This is a genomic window from Brachyspira innocens ATCC 29796 (genome assembly GCF_000384655.1).
GTDB lineage: Bacteria > Spirochaetota > Brachyspiria > Brachyspirales > Brachyspiraceae > Brachyspira > Brachyspira innocens.
Genome location: NZ_ARQI01000108.1, coordinates 1 through 17,154, shown reverse-complemented (window position 1 = coordinate 17,154; position 17,154 = coordinate 1). Strand labels below are relative to the sequence as shown.

Sequence of the window (17,154 nt, the reverse complement as noted above, 5' to 3'; positions counted from 1 at the left end):
ATATCATTCTTTTTATTAAATAAAAAATACTTCTTCTTGACATTTACTATATTATTATATACAATAATACTATAAAAGATTCTCTAGGAGTTTATATTACATTCAGCTTAAATATAACCTATCAAAATAAAAAATAATTCTTTTTAATAATTCCCTAAATGCTTTTTAATATAATATTAAGAATTAATTTTATATATAACAAATTATTAATAAGCCTTGAAAAATAAATAGGATAAAACATGAAATTAATTAATAAAAAAATAATATCAGCTATCTTTATAGTCTTTATAATAACTGTAATCGGTATCTTAATTTATAATAATAAAACACTCAATAATAAAAATTTTGATGCAAGCTTAAGACCAAAATACCATTTCACACCAGAGTCAAACTGGCTTAATGACCCTAACGGACTATGCTATTATGATAGCTCATTTCATTTATATTATCAGTATAATCCTTTTGCTCCTTGCTGGGGCTGTATGCATTGGGGACATGCAACAAGCAAGGATATGCTAAATTGGAAGTATGAGAATATAGCCTTAAAATATGATAATGAATATGATAAGGACGGATGTTTTTCTGGAAGTGCAATTGAGAAAGACGGCAAACTTCATATATTTTATACAGGAGTTAAATACCATAAAATAAAATACAATGAATATAATATACCTATTCAGGAAGACCCTAACGGATTTACTCCTTCGCAGATACATGCTGTTTCAGAAGACGGAGGATATTCATTAAAAAAAATACTTCCTCCTTCAATAATGCCTACAGATAATACTCTAATGAGAGATCCTAAAGTATTCAAAACTAAAGAAGGTTTTTATAGAATTGTACTAGGCGATACGGAAGATTATAAAAAAGGAAGTCTTGTATTTTATAAAAGCGATGATCTTAATAAATGGGAGTTTGAAGGTAAATGGACTAGCGATAAATTCGGATTAGGTTGGGAATGTCCTGATTTTTTTGACTTAAATAATGATGATGTTTTAATATTCTCTCCTATGGGTGCTGGAAGTGAAGAATATCCTAATATTGCAATGTATTTAAAAGGCAAAATGGATTTTACTAATTTTAACTTTAATATAGAAAGCAAAGGATTACTAGACGAATCTTTTGAAATGTATGCTCCGCAGACTTTTAATTATTATGATGATAAAAAACAAAGAGAGAGAAGAATTATGATAGGCTGGATAAGAATGTCAAAGCCTTTTGATAGTAATAACAATTTCTGCGGAATGATGACTATACCTAGAGAATGCCTTATAGAAAATGAAATATTTAAAACTTACCCTATAGAAGAATTTAATAACAAAAGGAAAGGCAGACTAAAAGATTTAAAAAATACTAAAAATCTTTATGATATTGAGTTTAAAATAAAAGATAATTTTAATATGACATTATTTGCTGACATAAGTAAAAAAGGGCTTTATTTAAATTATGATAAGAATAATGCTATATTAACCATAGACAGAAAAGATGTAAAATTTGATGGAATGTCTGGAGCTCAAAAAATAGAAATAAAAATAGATTTATCATCTGATATTAGAATAATAGCTGATGTATCTGTTTTAGAAATATTTATTAATAAAGGCGAAAAATCATGTTCTTTTACTGTTTATCCTTTGGGAGAGAATATTTTTACTGATAATAATAAAGATATAAATATTTATAAAATAGAGTAAAGTTATTTAATATTATTAAGTATTTGTATATATAACATGATTTTAATTAATAATAATCACAAATAAATATATAAGCATCTTATTTTTTAATCATTTATTTTTTGTACAACATTATAAACTCAATAATAATTCTTTTAAAAAATAATATTCTTATTCTTGACTTTTACGATATTATTACATATAATAATACTATCAATAAATAACTTATAAGGAGTTTGGAATGTATACTTCGTTCATAACCAATACAGCCCAGTGCAGTATTTTAACCGCCTCAAACACCATTAATAATGCAAATATCTATTATCAGCTTTCTAAATTCTATAAATCTTTCAAACGTAATCTATCAAAATCTAAGAAGTAATTCTTTTTTAATAATTCTAAACAACTAATTTTAATATATTTTTTAATTTTTTAAGTAATATTTTGTATCAATATGATATAATTATTTAAAAAATATTAAGGCGTATATAATAATGAATAATCCTATAATATCAGAAAATATTCTTTTGTCTATGAAAGACTTTTTAATAGATTTAAGGAGAGATTTGCATTCTCACCCTGAACTAGGCTTTGAAGAGTTTAGAACATCAGAAAAAATCTCTTCTATATTAAAATCATTAAATATTAGTCATAAAACAAAAGCTGCAAAAACAGGTATAATAGCAGATATTGAAGGCGAGGATAAAAACTTTACTATAGCATTAAGAGCAGATATGGATGCTTTGCCTATGAAAGATAGTAAACAAAACTGTTCCTACTCCTCAAAAAATAAAGGGGTATGTCATTCCTGCGGACATGATGTGCATATGACAGTATTAACAGGGGTGGCTAAATATTTTTCAGAAATAAAACCTCCATGCAATATTAGATTAATATATCAGCCTGCAGAAGAGACTACAGGCGGAGCTTTACCAATGATTAATGAAGGAGCTTTAGAAAATGTTAATGCTATTTACGGACTTCATGTACGCCCAGAGATAAGAGTAGGACAAGTTAGCACTACATATGGAGCAATGTATGCCAGTTCTAATATGTTTGAAATAAATATAAAAGGTAAATCAGCACATGGAGCTAAATCATATAATGGTGTTGATCCTATCATCGTATCTTCTCATATTATAACTCAGCTTCATAGTTTTATTTCTGCTTTTACAGATCATACTATAAGACTTCATGTAGGAAGCATAAACGGAGGAACTGCAGGCAATATAGTAGCTGATAATGTAAAAATGAAAGGTATTATAAGAATGCTATGCGATGATGAAACTAGAAATAAAAGATTGAAAATGATAGAAAATATTGTTATAAATACATCAGAAAGTTTTGGGGCTTTGGGAGAGTTTATTAATATACCGTCTTATCCAGCTTTGATTAATCATGATGAGGCGGTTAATATTGTTAGAGAATCTTCTTCAAGTATTTTAGGTAATGAAAACTGCCTCGAAGAAAATGCCAACATGACAACTGAAGATTTTAGTTATTATCTTCAAAGAGTAAAAGGAGCATTTTTTAGCTTGGGAGTGTCTAATGATAAAATAAATGTTCCAATTCATAACGGGCTTTTTGATATAGATGAAGATGCGATTAATATAGGGGTAAAAATACAAATACTTAATGTTTATAATACATATAAAAATAAAAATTTTTTTATATCTTAACATAATTATTTTTTAATATTTTACTATGGTAAAAAAATAAAATGCAATATATAATTAAAGGAGATTAATATGTCATTATTTGAAGGAGCAGGTGTAGCTTTAATAACACCATTTACAAAAGATAACAAAATTAATTATGAGAAATTAGAAGAGCTTATTGAGTTTCAGATAGCAAATAAAACAGATGCTATTGTTGCAGCAGGTACCACAGCAGAAAGTGCCGCTTTAAACTTTGAAGAGAGAATGGACGTTATCAAATTCTGCATAGAACGTACTAAAAAAAGAACTTTAGTAATAGCAGGAACTGGAACTAATAGCACTTCCGTTGCAGTAGAGTTTAGCAAACAATCTTATGAATATGGTGCTGATATAGTGATGGCAGTAACTCCGTACTATAATAAAGGTAATGAAAGCGGACTTATTGATTATTTTACACAAATAGCAAACAGTGTAAAATGCCCTGTTATAATGTATAATGTGCCTTCAAGGACTGGAGTTAAATTATCACTCAATGTTATTAAAACTTTATCCGAAGTTTCTAATATTCAAGGCATAAAAGAGGCTAGCGGAGATATTAGTTATGTGGCTGATATTGCTAATATTGCCCCTAAATTGGATATTTACTCTGGAAATGATGATATGGTAACTCCTATGATGGCTTTAGGTGCTAAAGGTGTAATATCTGTAACAAGCAACATTATACCTAAAGAAAATCATGATATGGTTATGAATTATATTAACGGAAATATTAAAGAAGCTGTAGAAGCACAGATTAAATATATAGATTTGATAAGAGCTATGTTTATAGAGGTTAATCCAGTACCTATAAAAGAAGCTATGAATATGATGGGTTTTGATGTAGGAGAATGCCGCTCTCCATTGGGTCCTTTAAGTGAGAAAAACAGAGAGCATGTAAGACAAACACTTAATAAATACGGATTAATAAAATAATTAATAAAAAAATATAAAAAACGGAGTAAAAAATTATGAAAATAATGATACATGGAACAGGAGTTATGAGCTCTATGTTAAAAGAAGTTATTGAAAAAGAGGGCGAATTAGAAATATCTGCTTTTGTTGATGACTTTACTAATGAAAAAGGCGATATGATAATAGACTTCTCTCATTTTTCAAGACTTCCAGCTATGATAGACTATGGTGTAAAAAATAATATACCTATGGTTATCTGTACTACTGGTTATGATGAAACTGTACTTGCTAAAATAGTTGAAGCTTCTTCTCATGTACCTATAGTATTATCTTCTAATACTTGTATAGGTATGAATTTGATGAATGAGATTGTTGCAAAAATTGCCCCTCTATTAACTGATTTTGACATTGAAATCATAGAAACTCACCATAATAGAAAAGTAGATTCTCCAAGCGGTACTGCTAAAAGTCTTTATAATGTTATTAATGATGCTTTGGATAATCAAATGTCATTGGTTACTGGAAGAAATGGTTTGCATGTAAGAGATAAAAAAGAAATAGGAATACATTCTGTAAGAGGCGGCTCTGTTGTAGGAGAGCATAAGGTTATTTTCTATGGTGATGATGAAATTATAGAAATAAAACATACTTCTACTTCAAGAAGAATATTTGCTAATGGTGCTGTAAAAGCTGCTAAATTCCTTGTAGGTAAAAAACCAGGTCTTTATAGAATGAAAGAAGTTTTATCATAAAATAACTAATAATAATTCAATAATACCGTTACTAAGCAGAAAATTTATTTGAGGAGAATAGAGAAATGGATATGTTAGAAAAGTCAGAAGATATTATTGCATATATTAAAAATTCTAAGAAAAAAACACCAGTAAAAGTGTATATAAGAGGAAATTTACCTAATAATATAGTAACAAATACAAGCGTAAAAATCTTTTCATCTGGTAATTTCCACTTTATGGTTGGAGAATACGAAGAGATACAGAATATACTAACAGAATATAAAAAATTTATAGAAGACTGCTATTTGGAAAATGACAGAAGAAATTCAGGTGTACCTACTTTAGATTATTCTACTGTTAATGCCAGAATTGAGCCCGGTGCTGTAATCAGAGATAAAGTAAAAATCGGAGATAATGCTGTTATAATGATGGGGGCTATTATCAATATAGGTGCTGAAATTGGCGAAGGTACTATGATAGATATGGGAGCTGTTTTAGGCGGACGTGCTATTGTAGGTAAAAACTGCCATGTTGGTGCAGGAGCTGTACTTGCAGGTGTTATTGAACCTCCTTCTGCTAAACCTGTTATTATAGAAGATAATGTTGTAATAGGAGCTAATGCGGTTATTATTGAAGGCGTACATGTAGGTAAAAATGCGGTTATTGGTGCTGGGGCTGTTGTTATAGAAGATGTTGAAGAAAATCAGGTGGTTGCTGGAAACCCTGCTAAAGTTATAAAGACTAAAGATGAAAAAACTGCTGATAAAACTAAATTGGTAGATGATTTAAGAAAATAATTTATTTTTATAATTAAAGCCTCTATCTCTTATATAGAGGCTTTACAATATATTCAAATTAAGTAATTCTCAAATTAATATTTATTTAAAACTTTTTAAAATATAAATTGATAAAATTGACAAATTACACATTATTATATATAATAATACCCTATACAATAATGGAGATTATCATGGAATTAAATAAAAATATACTTCAAGTACCCTACTCTCTTATAAGGGAACTTACAGAAAAAGCTCAGAAAAAAGAAAATGCTATAATGCTTACAATAGGCGAACCAGACTTGCAGCCTCCTAAAGAACTTATTGATTACGGCTGTCAGTATGCTCAAACTCATGCCTTGCCTTATACTCAGTCTGGCGGAAGCGAACATTTAAGAAGTTTAGTAGCAAAACACTATAATAAATATTACGGCTCTGATATTAATGCTAATAATGTTACTATGCATATAGGATCTATGGAAGGTATATCATCAGTATTTAGAACTATACTTAATATAGATGATGAAGTTATAATACCTACTCCGTTTTTCTCACCTTATGAGCAGGCTGTAAAACTTTCTTATGGTAAGCCAGTATTTTTGGATACTAGAGATGATCATTTGGTATTAAAACCAGAAAATATAGAAAAAGTTATTACTAATAAAACTAAAGCTATACTATTTAGCAATCCCGGCAATCCTTCTGGATATATGCTCAAAAAAGAAGAGATGGATGAGCTTGTAAAATACTTTGAGAAAAAAGATATTTTTGTTATAGCTGATGAAATATATTCTGCTATATCATTTTATCCTTTTACATCATTTGCTTCTTATCCTTCCATAAAAGACAAAGTTATAGTATTAAACGGTTTTTCAAAATCGCATTCTATGACTGGCTGGAGAATAGGATACAGTATAGCACCTGAAGAAGTGAGAAAATATTTAGTTAATGCAAGCTTTAACAATGTAGGAAGTATGGTTTCTCTTTCATGTGCTATAGCCGAATATGCTTTAGAAAATTATCCAGTAATAGATAGTTTCAGAGATATTTATAAAGAACGAGCATTCTTCTTGGCTAAGGAATTAAACGATTTAGGATTTGATGTAATAGAGCCAAGAGGAGCATTTTATTTATTTGTAGGTTATTCTAAATTTTCAAATGAGCCTTCACTCGATTTTTCTATGAGATTATTGGATAATACAGGAGTTGCTGTAGTACCTGGTATTGCTTTTGGAAGTGAAAATTATTTTAGAATAGCTTTAACTCAGGATATACCTTTATTAAAAGAAGCTGCTAAGAAAATAAAAGAGTTCATAACTAAATAATTTATTTTTTCATTGTTATTTTATTAATTTAAGCGGGGATTATTAAAAAGTCTCCGCTTATTTTTGTCTAAACAAAATGGTTTATAAAAAATAACGGCTGCCTACCCTAAAAGTAAACAGCCGCTTTTTATTCTAATTATTAGCTTTAACTAATTATAGAAGAGGACTTTCATGCATAGCTTTTAAGCGATACCATCTTCTATCAACTTCTTTTTGGAAGGCATCAAGTATATCCTGATGTTTAAGAAGGTGTTTAGTTTTACCCATCATTTTTAGCCATTCAGTAACAGGCTGTTTTTTATCATCAGCTACCATGTTAGTGATAGTAGTGATACCATGTTCTATTTCATACAATGGGAAGAAACAGCAGTCAACAGCAGCTTTGATAACATCTTTACCCATGTCATCTGGAGATTTCCAGTTTAAAGGACAAGCGATAAGAAGTTTAACAAAAGCAGTACCATGATGATTAGCATACCATTGAGCTTTAGCAGCTTTTTTAACTAAATCTAATGGATAAGCTTCACAGCCAGTAGCAACATAAGGGATATGACATCCAGCAAATATTTGAGCTACATCTTTGTGGTTGAATTGTTTACCAACTTCAGCTTTACCAACGTTAGAAGTAGAAGTTCTGTGTCCTAATGGAGTAGAGAATGATAATTGGTTACCAGTGTTCATGTATCCTTCATTATCATATTCTAATATAATCATTTTGTGATTTCTGATAGCAGCACCAATAGAAGGTCCCATACCTATATCATGACCGCCGTCTCCAGTAACCATTATGAAAGTAGGATCTTCTGGTCCTTCGATTTCACCTCTTCTTTTTCTTTCATGATACATTTCTACTATACCAGAAAGAGTAGCAGCACCATTTTGGAACAAGTTGTGAACATAAGTAGTTCTGTAAGAGCTGTAAGGATAACCTGTAGTAACAACCATAGAACAGCCAGTATGTACTAAAAGAACAACTTCACCTTCTATACCTTTCATGAAAGTATTGATACCAGAGAAGATACCACAACCATTACAAGCACCATGACCTTGAGCATAACGATAAGCTTTACCAGTTAATTCTCTAAGAGGAGGAGTTTTAACTTCAAGTTTATGAGTTTGTTCATTCATAGTAACAGTAATACCTGATTTTTGGCTTTCCAAAGTAAGAGGTTCATGTATAGGTTTCATTTTAACATTAGGATCACCCATATATTGTTCTAAGTAAGAATGTTTTTCTACAGAACCAGGATTAGCTAATTCTTTTAAACCTAAATCAAATAATTCTTTAGCTTTTTCCAAAGTAAACTCAGTACCGCCAAGACCATAAACTCTGCTAACGATAGAAGATTTGTTAGTAGGATCATTTTTAAGAGCAGCTCTGATTTCAGTAGACATATTACCGCCCATACCAGAGTATGAATCTTGTCTGTCACCTACAACAACTACTTTAACATTAGCAAGTAATTTTTGTAATTCTTTTTCTGGGAAAGGACGAATTTGAGTAATAGCGAAAGCACCAATTTTAAGGTTAGGATTAGCTTTTCTCATTTCATCAACAGCCAAAGTACCAGTTTCATAAGCAGAACCGCAAAGCATTAAAGCTACTTCAGCATCTTCCATTTTGTAAGTTTCTATAGGATGATATTTTCTTCCAGAAAGAGAAGCAAATTCTTCAAATACATCTAAAATTATAGCACGTGCATCTTCTAAAGCTTGAGAAAGCTGTAATTTACTTCCAGTTAATTCATCTTCATTCATGTAAGGTCCGATTGTAACAGGATTTTTTCCTGGTTCAACAGAAGTAACTTCTGGAGTATATTTACCTAAGAAATCCTGAACATCTTTATCATTTTTGAATAGGTGAATTTTTTTCTTTTGGTGAGAAGTAAAGAAACCGTCAGAAGAAACTATAATAGGTAATTTAGCTCTTTCAGCGATTTTCAAAGCAAAGATATTGAAGTCATAAACCATTTGAGTAGTATGAGCCATAATGATAATCCAACCAGTGTTAAGAGCCATCATTATGTCAGATTGGTCACATTTAATGTCTAGCGGACCAGAAACTGTTCTGTTTACAACATTTAATACCATAGGGAATCTAGTTCCAGCTTGAACAGGTAATTGTTCCATAGCAAAAAGAAGACCGTTAGCAGAAGTAGCATTAAATACTCTGCCGCCTGCAGTAGTAGCACCGTAACATATACCAGCAGCACCATGTTCACCGTCACCAGGTATCATGCATACTGTATGTCTTCCATTAGCTTTCATTTCGTCTAAGTACTCAGCAATCTGAGTAGAAGGCGTAATTGGGTAGTAACCCATAACGTGATAATTGATTTGAGCGGCTGCAATGGCTGCTAATTCATTACCACTTTCAAGTATGTTTTCTTGTTCTGCAAGATTATATTTGTTAGCCATTTATTCGCTCCTTATTATTTTTTATAACGACTGTATGTAAGTTCTGGAACATTACATTCTGCTTCTATTTCAATTCTTAAAGCTTGTTCTTCTTTAGGATATTGTTTAGCAGCATAAGGTCCTTTAGGGCAGGCTCTTACACATTTTAAACAGCCTTTACAATATTGATAATCAATACCCATCATATTCATAGCTGTTTTGCTAGCATCTTTTCTGTCTGGTCCTTTTTCCCAAACTATACAAAGATCTGGACAAACAACTTCGCAGTTAGCACAGTCAATACAGTTTTTAGGATTGAATACTGGAATATGACCTGTACGAGTTACTTGTAAATCTTTTAGAGTAGAGTTACCAGCAGCATTGATATAACCGCCTGTTAATTGGTTGTTTTTACCATAAACAGGTTCTGGTTTTTTATAAGGTATATAAGGATATTTTCCGTCAGCTTTGAATTCTTTCACAACAGAATCACTTCCGCCTCTTCTGAAAGCTTCAATATTTGGCTCTACTAATTCAGCTTTTCTTCCGCCGAATTGTTTTCTGATTTGTTCTTCAAATTTAGCAGAATCTATAAAATCAAGCTGATTAACCATAGCACCCATTATGATAGTATTAGCTGCCTGAGAAGGAAGTTTTAAATCATTAGCGATTTTGATAGCATCAACACAAACTACTTTACCGCCATGTAATTTAGCAAAGTCTCTTGCCTCATCAGGAGTTTTATTAGTATTGAAGATAACAATAGCGTCTTCTTTAACACCAGCTAATGTCATAGGGTTTTTAAGAAGATTCATGTGGAATACTGCCACAACATGCGGTTCTTCTACAGTAGAGTTCACTCTAACTTCATCTTCTGAGAATCTTACAAAAGATTTAACAGGCGAACCTTTTTTTTCTGAACCATAACTAGAGAATGCTGCACCATAGTAGCCTTGTGATAAAACGCCTACTTCTGCAAGCATTTTACCTGCACTATTAGCACCCATTCCACCGATACTTTCGAGACGTATCTCGAAAAATCCTAAATCATTGACTTTTGGGAGTTTCACGATTTTTTCTCCTTTATTTAAATTAAAATGAGATTTTGGGAATAAACATTAAGAGTATACTGATTTTTCAAATTAATATACTGTCAATGTTTATATATTGTACTATAAAAAAGATAAAAGTCAAATTCATTATAGTTATTTTACTATATAATGTATATTTTTCCAAAAAAAATATTATTGAAAACAAAAAATACTACATATACGTATAAAAATATGAAAATAATTTGACTTTACATATTTAAAATAATATACTAATAGGTATACTATTCAAAGTAACAAGTCCGTATATGAAATAAGGATTATCTTATGAAAAAGAAATTTAATAGTTTATCTATACAAATTCCTATTGTAGTTAATATTTTTATAGCATTTCTTCTTTTTGTATCCATTTTCACATTATTAAAAATGTCAAGCAAGGCAATAGACGATGCTTCATACAATGGATTTGCAACTACAATAAAGGGATATGCAACATTTTTTGATTCCTTAGTTGAAAATCAATTAATATTATCAGACACATATTCATCTTTTACATTTGTTATAAACTATATGCAAAATAGAGATGTCGAAGGCGAAGCTAATATGCTTACTGTATTAAGATTAATGTCTGCTAAAAATCCGTATGTAAAAAGTTTAGCATTGGTAGAAAAAGACGGTACTATACTGAATAATTCAAACGGAGATAATACCGATGTTGGAAAAAATGCAGGCCAGCTATATCCAGACCTTTGGAGAAAATATGATGCTGTAAAAAAACCTACTCTATCTGATTCTATATACAAATCTCCAGATGGAAAATGGATTACTGCTATTATTGCACCAATAAATTCAAGAAATGATAATACATATTTGGGGGCATTATTAGTAGTATTAGACTGGCAGAAGGTTATAGATGAAGTATCTTCAACTGCTGGTGAGGTACTTACTCATTGGATAAGATTATGGGTATTTAATAAAGATACTTTGCTTGTAATGCATAATGTACCTAGCGAAGTTGGAAAACTTGCTCCTGTTGAAGTAAAAACAATTGTTAATAATACAGAAGGAAAATTGGAATTCCAAAATGACGGTATGACTAAAGTTTGTTTATATACAAGTATTAAAAATCAGCCTTGGCATGTAGCTTTCTCTATGCCTCTTAGCTTTATAGAACAGGAAAGCTCAAGAATATTAAAAGTAGGTATTTTAATAGGAGTTATAGGACTTATATTAAGCTCTATAATAGGATTCTTATATATAAGCAGCTTAATGAGTCCTTTGAAGATACTTGTTGAAGAAGCTGAAGAGATGTCTAAAGGTCAGTTTATACTTAGAAAATTTAAATTTAAGAGAAATGAAATAGGTGATATAGCATACTCATTCAAACATATGAGAGATGCTTTATCAAAAATAATTAATGAAGTGAATGATACTTCAGAAAAAATAAATAATGCAGCTTCAAATCTTACTAATGGAAGTGATGACTTATCCGCAAGAACAGAAGCTCAGGCTGCTAGTCTTGAAGAAACTTCATCTGCAATAGAAGAAATGGCTTCTACTATAAAATCATCTGCTTCGCATTCTGTTGAAGGAAATGATATGATGATGGCTTCTAGAGATGCAGTTGAAAATGGTGCTAATGTAATTGCCGAAACTACAAAGAATATAGAAGAAGTTTATGAAGCAAGCGAGAAAATAAAAAATATTACAAAAACTATAGAAGACATTGCATTTCAGACTAATATACTTGCACTTAATGCTTCAGTAGAGGCAGCACGTGCTGGAGATCAGGGAAGAGGTTTTGCTGTAGTAGCTTCTGAGGTAAGAAACTTGGCTCAAAACTCTCAGGCTTCTGCTAAAGATATAACTTTGCTTATAGAAAATATATATGACAAGATTAACAAATCTGCAGAAACAGCCAGAGAATCACAAAAAATATTTGATGATATACAGTCAAAAATAGAAAGCACCGCAAAAATAATGCAGGAAATAAGCACTACAGCAGTAGAACAGCAGACTGGAGTAGATCAGGTAAATATAGCTGTATCAAAGATAGACGGTATAACTCAGCAGAATGCTTCTTTAGTTGATGAAACAAGTACATCTGCTAAAGAACTATTAGAACAGGCTCAAAATCTAAAACAGATTATGACTTTCTTTAAAATGGACTAAATAATCATTTTTTAATATTTTATGTAAAAGATTTTATTGACTATAGTCATTTTATAGTTAATAAAATCTTTACTTTTTGCACGTTTTAAATTATTATTGCTAATAAAAATTGTAAATATTATATAAAAAACAACTTTTTATACATATTAATAATTTTTATATTTATCTTTCAAAAAATCTTTATTTTTAGGATTATTTATGAAAAACAATATCAAAATAATAACAGCAGCTATAATATTTTTATTATCTTCGTACATCTTAAATGCTCAATCAAAATATACAAATGCTATAATGCCGCCGCTTCCAAATGCATTTGATATGTTTATAGGAAGAGAAGGTAACAATGAACTTCCGCAATATATAAAGCCGGATTATTTTAGAGATGATTATAAAAGAACTTTGCCAAATCCTAATGATACTAATTTAAGTTTCTTTCAAAAATACCCATTAGAATTTCATTTAACTACAACTTTTTCATATGCCATACTTACAAATACTTTTAATATGAGAGATACATTTGCTACTATTGGTCAAACATTCCATAATGATTATATACAATTTACTGGTTTTATAACAGCATTCGGATATTTTGATACTCATAACCCAGACACAAAATACGGATATATAAAAGGAAATGCAGGGCTTTATGACGGTGGAGTACAGGCTATATTTGTTGATAGAATATTAGTTTCTGCTAGAGGAAGAGCTGCTTTTGATATAAATACTACTACTTTTATGTTAATGCCTCACTATTATGACCCCACTTTAAATCCTGCTAATATTGATACTCCAGACTATTATATACCTCAAGTATTAAACGGACCCGGTATAAGAGTTGGATTTATCGGCAATCATTATGAACTTGCATATTCTCAGGGAGATTTCAGACATAGTATTCCTAAAGCATTTTTATTTAGATTTAATATACCGAATATTGAGTTCAGATTTCTTTATGAACATGAAAACAGAAGAGAACCTGAAAATTATCATATATCTTTATTTGATTCTCTTGTTCAGGCTTCTGCTACATTCAGATTTCCGCTTATGAATGAAACTATTTGGCTTAATGCTATTGCTGAATACACTTGGAGAGAAAATGATGCTCATTATATACGTTTGGAACAGGGTTTTGAATGGTATATGTTAAACATTGCTTTGAGAGAAATGGTGCATATAAAAGACAGAGAAGCTAAGGTTTATTTAGAATATGCTGTATTCGGTAAGTTCAAAGCAGGTCCTGCTGAATTTAATCTTGGTTTCCAAGGCTCTACTGACGGAAGATATTATATAGCAGGAAGTGCAAAATTATAAAAACTTGTAACTATATTTTTTATAGTGTATAATATACTGAAAATAATTTTTTATATTAAGGGGGATATAAAAATGAAAAGAACTGTATATACTGTATTAATATTGCTTATAATATCATCATATATTTTTGTAGCATCAGTTGCTATGAGTGAAGTTCCTAGAGCTGCTATAACATTTGCTGATACTTATTTTGCTGATTATTACTTATTTAGAGCTACTGAAACCGGAGGAAGCTATACACTTATATTTAAAGGCGGCTTAAAAATATATGTTAATGGAAGCGGAGAATGGAAAACTATAAGCGGGGGAGGCGATGAAATATCTATAGAATATGTTGAAGATAAAGTTAAAAATACAGTAAAAAAGCAATTCCCTAATGAAAAAGTTATACAAATTCAAAAAAGAAGCAAAGACTATAAGATACAATTTAAAAATAGAAAAAAAATCACTATAGATTTTGAGGGAAATATTAAATAAATTGATTATATATAGTATAAAAAGTTTTATAAATCTGCAAAAGTATAATGATAGCTTACAATTAAATGACTTTTATAATGTATAAAAAAAATATTATTAAGTCCGATAATATATTCAATTATAAGTATCGGATTTTTAAAATGAATAAAGTTTATATTATATCAATAATAACCTTATTATTTGTTCTTTCCTGCAATACAAAAAAAGAGAGCAGACAGTATAGATTAAATATTAAAGAAGATGCAAATAATATAATAGATATTAAAAGCAGAGAATTTAATGCTATTGATTTAATAAAATCCAGCTCATTTACATCATATCCTAACATAAAAATAGAAGAACTTATATCTCCGTTTAATACTGTAGAATGGCATGACTTCATAGCTGAAGATGATTATATGCGTTATATAGATATTATAGGAAGATACAATACAAACGAGTATATAATACAATTTCAAATAATAGATCCTTACAGATGGGACTTATATGCATTTGAAATAAACAGTACTCCATACCAAATAGATTTAGTAGCAAGCAAATTATACGAATTATACACAAATAAATAATTTTATTATTATAAATAATATAAAAAAACACTGCTTTTTATAAAAAATAAAAGCAGTGTTGAAATTTCAAATATTATTCTTAAAAATTAATTAAATGCTAAAGATATGCTTCCTCTTTTTATATCTATAGGACCTGCTATGCCTCTTGATAATTTTATCTGTATAGCCTGACTTCTGTCTATATCATCACCTGTGGTCCAAGCATTTTTTTGCGGCTCAAATATTCCTACTGTGGTGCCTGTTCCTGTTCTTTTTCCTAAAAATACTTTAACGTCATAATATGTTACAATTATACCTTTAGTACCGTTTACAGTTTCTTCTGTTACTTTTAAAGGTGCCGATATAGATGAACTTTTTATCTCCTGCTCTGTCATGTTTTCAACATCTTTTCCGCCTAAAACATAATAAACTTTATCATTAAGCTCTACAGCCTGTATTTCTCTGTCTGCTCCATAAACTGTAACTTTCATTTTTGGAGTTTCTTCTCTAGTAACTGGCTCTTCTTTTTTATCATCTTCCTTTACTGTATTATTATTATCATCTTTTGGCTTAATAGTTTCACATCCGATAATTATAATCATCAAACCAATAGCAATTAAAACTCTCTTAAACATGACGCCTCCGCATACTGCTTTTTATTATAAAATTATGAACTCGTATTAAGTATCGGAAATTATTTTATTAAAATTAAAATAATTTTTACATTTTATACTTGAATAATATCATAATAAATCTATACTTAATATGTATAAACAAATATTATTAAAAATCATAAAATGTTTTTTATAAAGGATTCAAAATGCAAATTTCTGAAAGCAGATATGATAATATGATATACAACAGATGCGGAAAAAGCGGATTAAAACTTCCTATAATATCATTAGGTCTCTGGCACAATTTCGGTGCAGAATGTGATTACAGCAATATGAAAGAAATGATTAAAACAGCATTTGATAACGGTATTACTCATTTTGATTTGGCAAATAATTACGGACCTCCTTATGGTTCTGCGGAAATTAGTATGGGTAAAATATTAAATGACGGATTATCTAAATACAGAGATGAACTTATCATAAGCACAAAAGCAGGATATGACATGTGGGAAGGTCCTTACGGCAACTGGGGAAGTAAAAAATATCTCATAGCAAGCATTAATCAAAGTTTAAAAAGGCTCAATTTAGAATATGTTGATATATTTTATCATCATAGAATGGACCCAGAAACTCCTCTGGAAGAAACTATAGAGGCATTAACAAGAATAGTAAAAAGCGGAAAAGCATTGTATGCTGGGCTTTCTAATTATGACGGAGCTAATTTGGAAAAGGCTTCAAAATTATTATATTTAGCAAATGTGCCTTTTATTATCAATCAAAACAGATACTCTATATTTGACCGAACTATAGAAAATAATGGTCTTAAATTAAAATCCAAAAAATTAGGCAAAGGCATAATAGCATACAGCCCATTGGCACAAGGTTTATTAACCGATAAATATTTAAACGGCATACCTAATGACAGCAGAATAGCAGCAGACGGAAGATATTTAAAACGTGATGCTATAACAAGAAAAAAATTAGAACAAATAAAATCTCTTAATGATTTGGCATTAAAAAGAGGTGAATCATTAGCACAAATGGCTTTAAGATGGGTTTTGAAAGATGAAGAAATTACAAGTGTGCTGATAGGAGCATCAAAACCTATCCAAATAATAGAAAATTTAAAAATAATTAATAAAATGAATTTGACTGATGAAGAGATAAGAATTATTGATGATATTACCCTTTAGTATTTTTTAGTGTTTAAAAAAATAAAACGTCTGGTAACTTTTATTATCAGACGTTTTATTTTTATGTAATTATATTAATTAAATCTTTTATTTTAATTTAAAGAAACTCATAGCATCTTCAAGCTCTCTAGCTTCATTTAATAATGATTCAGCTGCTGCAGATGACTCTTCTACTAAAGCGGCATTCTGCTGTGTTACTGTATCCATTTGAGATACTGCTATATTTACCTGATCTACTCCAGACTGCTGCTCTATTGCTGTTTCGCTTATATCACGCAT

The 17,154-nt window shown here is 30.0% G+C and carries 15 protein-coding genes and 1 pseudogene; 12 read left to right on the top strand and 4 right to left on the bottom strand.

Features of this window, described 5'->3' with window-relative positions; all coding sequences use genetic code 11:
• Positions 1-239 precede the first annotated feature (239 nt).
• The 7 genes from F811_RS0107060 to F811_RS0107035 all read left to right on the top strand — a co-directional run bounded on the left by F811_RS0107060 (position 240) and on the right by F811_RS0107035 (position 7,117).
• Positions 240-1,691, top strand: a complete 1,452-nt coding sequence (locus tag F811_RS0107060; protein WP_020004568.1) for a glycoside hydrolase family 32 protein — start codon at positions 240-242, stop codon at positions 1,689-1,691.
• Between the two features lie 220 nt (positions 1,692-1,911).
• The gene (locus F811_RS16750) at positions 1,912-2,052 is read left to right on the top strand and encodes a hypothetical protein (protein WP_169337209.1); all 141 of its coding nucleotides are present in this window, start codon (positions 1,912-1,914) and stop codon (positions 2,050-2,052) included.
• Positions 2,053-2,164: 112 nt separating this feature from the next.
• The gene (locus tag F811_RS0107055; protein ID WP_020004567.1) at positions 2,165-3,349 is read left to right on the top strand and encodes a M20 metallopeptidase family protein; all 1,185 of its coding nucleotides are present in this window, start codon (positions 2,165-2,167) and stop codon (positions 3,347-3,349) included.
• A gap of 69 nt (positions 3,350-3,418) precedes the next feature.
• Complete coding sequence (dapA, locus tag F811_RS0107050) at positions 3,419-4,300, top strand: 4-hydroxy-tetrahydrodipicolinate synthase (protein WP_020004566.1); 882 nt, start codon at positions 3,419-3,421, stop codon at positions 4,298-4,300.
• Positions 4,301-4,335: 35 nt separating this feature from the next.
• Entirely contained in the window at positions 4,336-5,031 is a 696-nt protein-coding gene (dapB, locus tag F811_RS0107045; protein WP_020004565.1) for a 4-hydroxy-tetrahydrodipicolinate reductase, read from the top strand.
• A gap of 65 nt (positions 5,032-5,096) precedes the next feature.
• Positions 5,097-5,810, top strand: a complete 714-nt coding sequence (gene dapD, locus F811_RS0107040; protein ID WP_020004564.1) for a 2,3,4,5-tetrahydropyridine-2,6-dicarboxylate N-acetyltransferase — start codon at positions 5,097-5,099, stop codon at positions 5,808-5,810.
• A gap of 173 nt (positions 5,811-5,983) precedes the next feature.
• Entirely contained in the window at positions 5,984-7,117 is a 1,134-nt protein-coding gene (locus F811_RS0107035) for a pyridoxal phosphate-dependent aminotransferase (protein WP_020004563.1), read from the top strand.
• Between the two features lie 153 nt (positions 7,118-7,270).
• Here F811_RS0107035 and F811_RS0107030 read toward each other — a convergent pair whose 3' ends face one another.
• Positions 7,271-9,535 carry a thiamine pyrophosphate-dependent enzyme gene (locus tag F811_RS0107030; protein WP_020004562.1) on the bottom strand — a complete coding sequence of 755 codons (2,265 nt, stop codon included), beginning with the start codon at positions 9,533-9,535 and terminating at the stop codon, positions 7,271-7,273.
• Between the two features lie 14 nt (positions 9,536-9,549).
• Positions 9,550-10,584 carry a 2-oxoacid:ferredoxin oxidoreductase subunit gamma family protein gene (locus tag F811_RS0107025; RefSeq protein WP_020004561.1) on the bottom strand — a complete coding sequence of 345 codons (1,035 nt, stop codon included), beginning with the start codon at positions 10,582-10,584 and terminating at the stop codon, positions 9,550-9,552.
• A gap of 306 nt (positions 10,585-10,890) precedes the next feature.
• Here F811_RS0107025 and F811_RS0107020 point away from each other — a divergent pair, with 306 nt between their 5' ends.
• The 4 genes from F811_RS0107020 to F811_RS0107005 all read left to right on the top strand — a co-directional run bounded on the left by F811_RS0107020 (position 10,891) and on the right by F811_RS0107005 (position 15,089).
• Positions 10,891-12,735: a methyl-accepting chemotaxis protein gene (locus F811_RS0107020; protein WP_020004560.1), complete on the top strand. Its 1,845-nt coding sequence runs from the start codon at positions 10,891-10,893 to the stop codon at positions 12,733-12,735.
• 198 nt (positions 12,736-12,933) lie between these two features.
• Positions 12,934-14,046, top strand: coding sequence for a hypothetical protein (locus F811_RS0107015; protein WP_020004559.1), 1,113 nt, complete (start codon positions 12,934-12,936; stop codon positions 14,044-14,046).
• Positions 14,047-14,118: 72 nt separating this feature from the next.
• Positions 14,119-14,523, top strand: a complete 405-nt coding sequence (locus tag F811_RS0107010; RefSeq protein WP_020004558.1) for a PepSY-like domain-containing protein — start codon at positions 14,119-14,121, stop codon at positions 14,521-14,523.
• 140 nt (positions 14,524-14,663) lie between these two features.
• Positions 14,664-15,089 (top strand): hypothetical protein, encoded by a 426-nt coding sequence (locus tag F811_RS0107005; RefSeq protein ID WP_013114240.1) that lies wholly within the window; start codon positions 14,664-14,666, stop codon positions 15,087-15,089.
• An 86-nt stretch (positions 15,090-15,175) separates the two neighbouring features.
• On the opposite strand, the gene F811_RS0107000 is transcribed toward F811_RS0107005, so the two are convergent.
• Positions 15,176-15,703, bottom strand: a complete 528-nt coding sequence (locus tag F811_RS0107000) for a hypothetical protein (RefSeq protein WP_020004557.1) — start codon at positions 15,701-15,703, stop codon at positions 15,176-15,178.
• A 185-nt stretch (positions 15,704-15,888) separates the two neighbouring features.
• Here F811_RS0107000 and F811_RS0106995 point away from each other — a divergent pair, with 185 nt between their 5' ends.
• Positions 15,889-16,875 (top strand): aldo/keto reductase, encoded by a 987-nt coding sequence (locus F811_RS0106995; protein WP_020004556.1) that lies wholly within the window; start codon positions 15,889-15,891, stop codon positions 16,873-16,875.
• 87 nt (positions 16,876-16,962) lie between these two features.
• Here the strand turns inward: F811_RS0106995 and F811_RS15640 are convergent.
• Positions 16,963-17,154, bottom strand: a pseudogene (locus tag F811_RS15640) (methyl-accepting chemotaxis protein); the annotation flags it as partial.

Coding starts and splice junctions, on each gene's coding strand:
- F811_RS0107030 (WP_020004562.1), bottom strand. CDS start 9,535: ATGGCTAACAAATATAATCTTGCAGAACAAGAAAACATACTTGAAAGT.
- F811_RS16750 (WP_169337209.1), top strand. CDS start 1,912: ATGTATACTTCGTTCATAACCAATACAGCCCAGTGCAGTATTTTAACC.
- F811_RS0107055 (WP_020004567.1), top strand. CDS start 2,165: ATGAATAATCCTATAATATCAGAAAATATTCTTTTGTCTATGAAAGAC.
- F811_RS0107000 (WP_020004557.1), bottom strand. CDS start 15,703: ATGTTTAAGAGAGTTTTAATTGCTATTGGTTTGATGATTATAATTATC.
- dapA (WP_020004566.1), top strand. CDS start 3,419: ATGTCATTATTTGAAGGAGCAGGTGTAGCTTTAATAACACCATTTACA.
- F811_RS0107015 (WP_020004559.1), top strand. CDS start 12,934: ATGAAAAACAATATCAAAATAATAACAGCAGCTATAATATTTTTATTA.
- F811_RS0107010 (WP_020004558.1), top strand. CDS start 14,119: ATGAAAAGAACTGTATATACTGTATTAATATTGCTTATAATATCATCA.
- F811_RS0106995 (WP_020004556.1), top strand. CDS start 15,889: ATGCAAATTTCTGAAAGCAGATATGATAATATGATATACAACAGATGC.
- dapD (WP_020004564.1), top strand. CDS start 5,097: ATGGATATGTTAGAAAAGTCAGAAGATATTATTGCATATATTAAAAAT.
- F811_RS0107035 (WP_020004563.1), top strand. CDS start 5,984: ATGGAATTAAATAAAAATATACTTCAAGTACCCTACTCTCTTATAAGG.
- F811_RS0107005 (WP_013114240.1), top strand. CDS start 14,664: ATGAATAAAGTTTATATTATATCAATAATAACCTTATTATTTGTTCTT.
- dapB (WP_020004565.1), top strand. CDS start 4,336: ATGAAAATAATGATACATGGAACAGGAGTTATGAGCTCTATGTTAAAA.
- F811_RS0107020 (WP_020004560.1), top strand. CDS start 10,891: ATGAAAAAGAAATTTAATAGTTTATCTATACAAATTCCTATTGTAGTT.
- F811_RS0107060 (WP_020004568.1), top strand. CDS start 240: ATGAAATTAATTAATAAAAAAATAATATCAGCTATCTTTATAGTCTTT.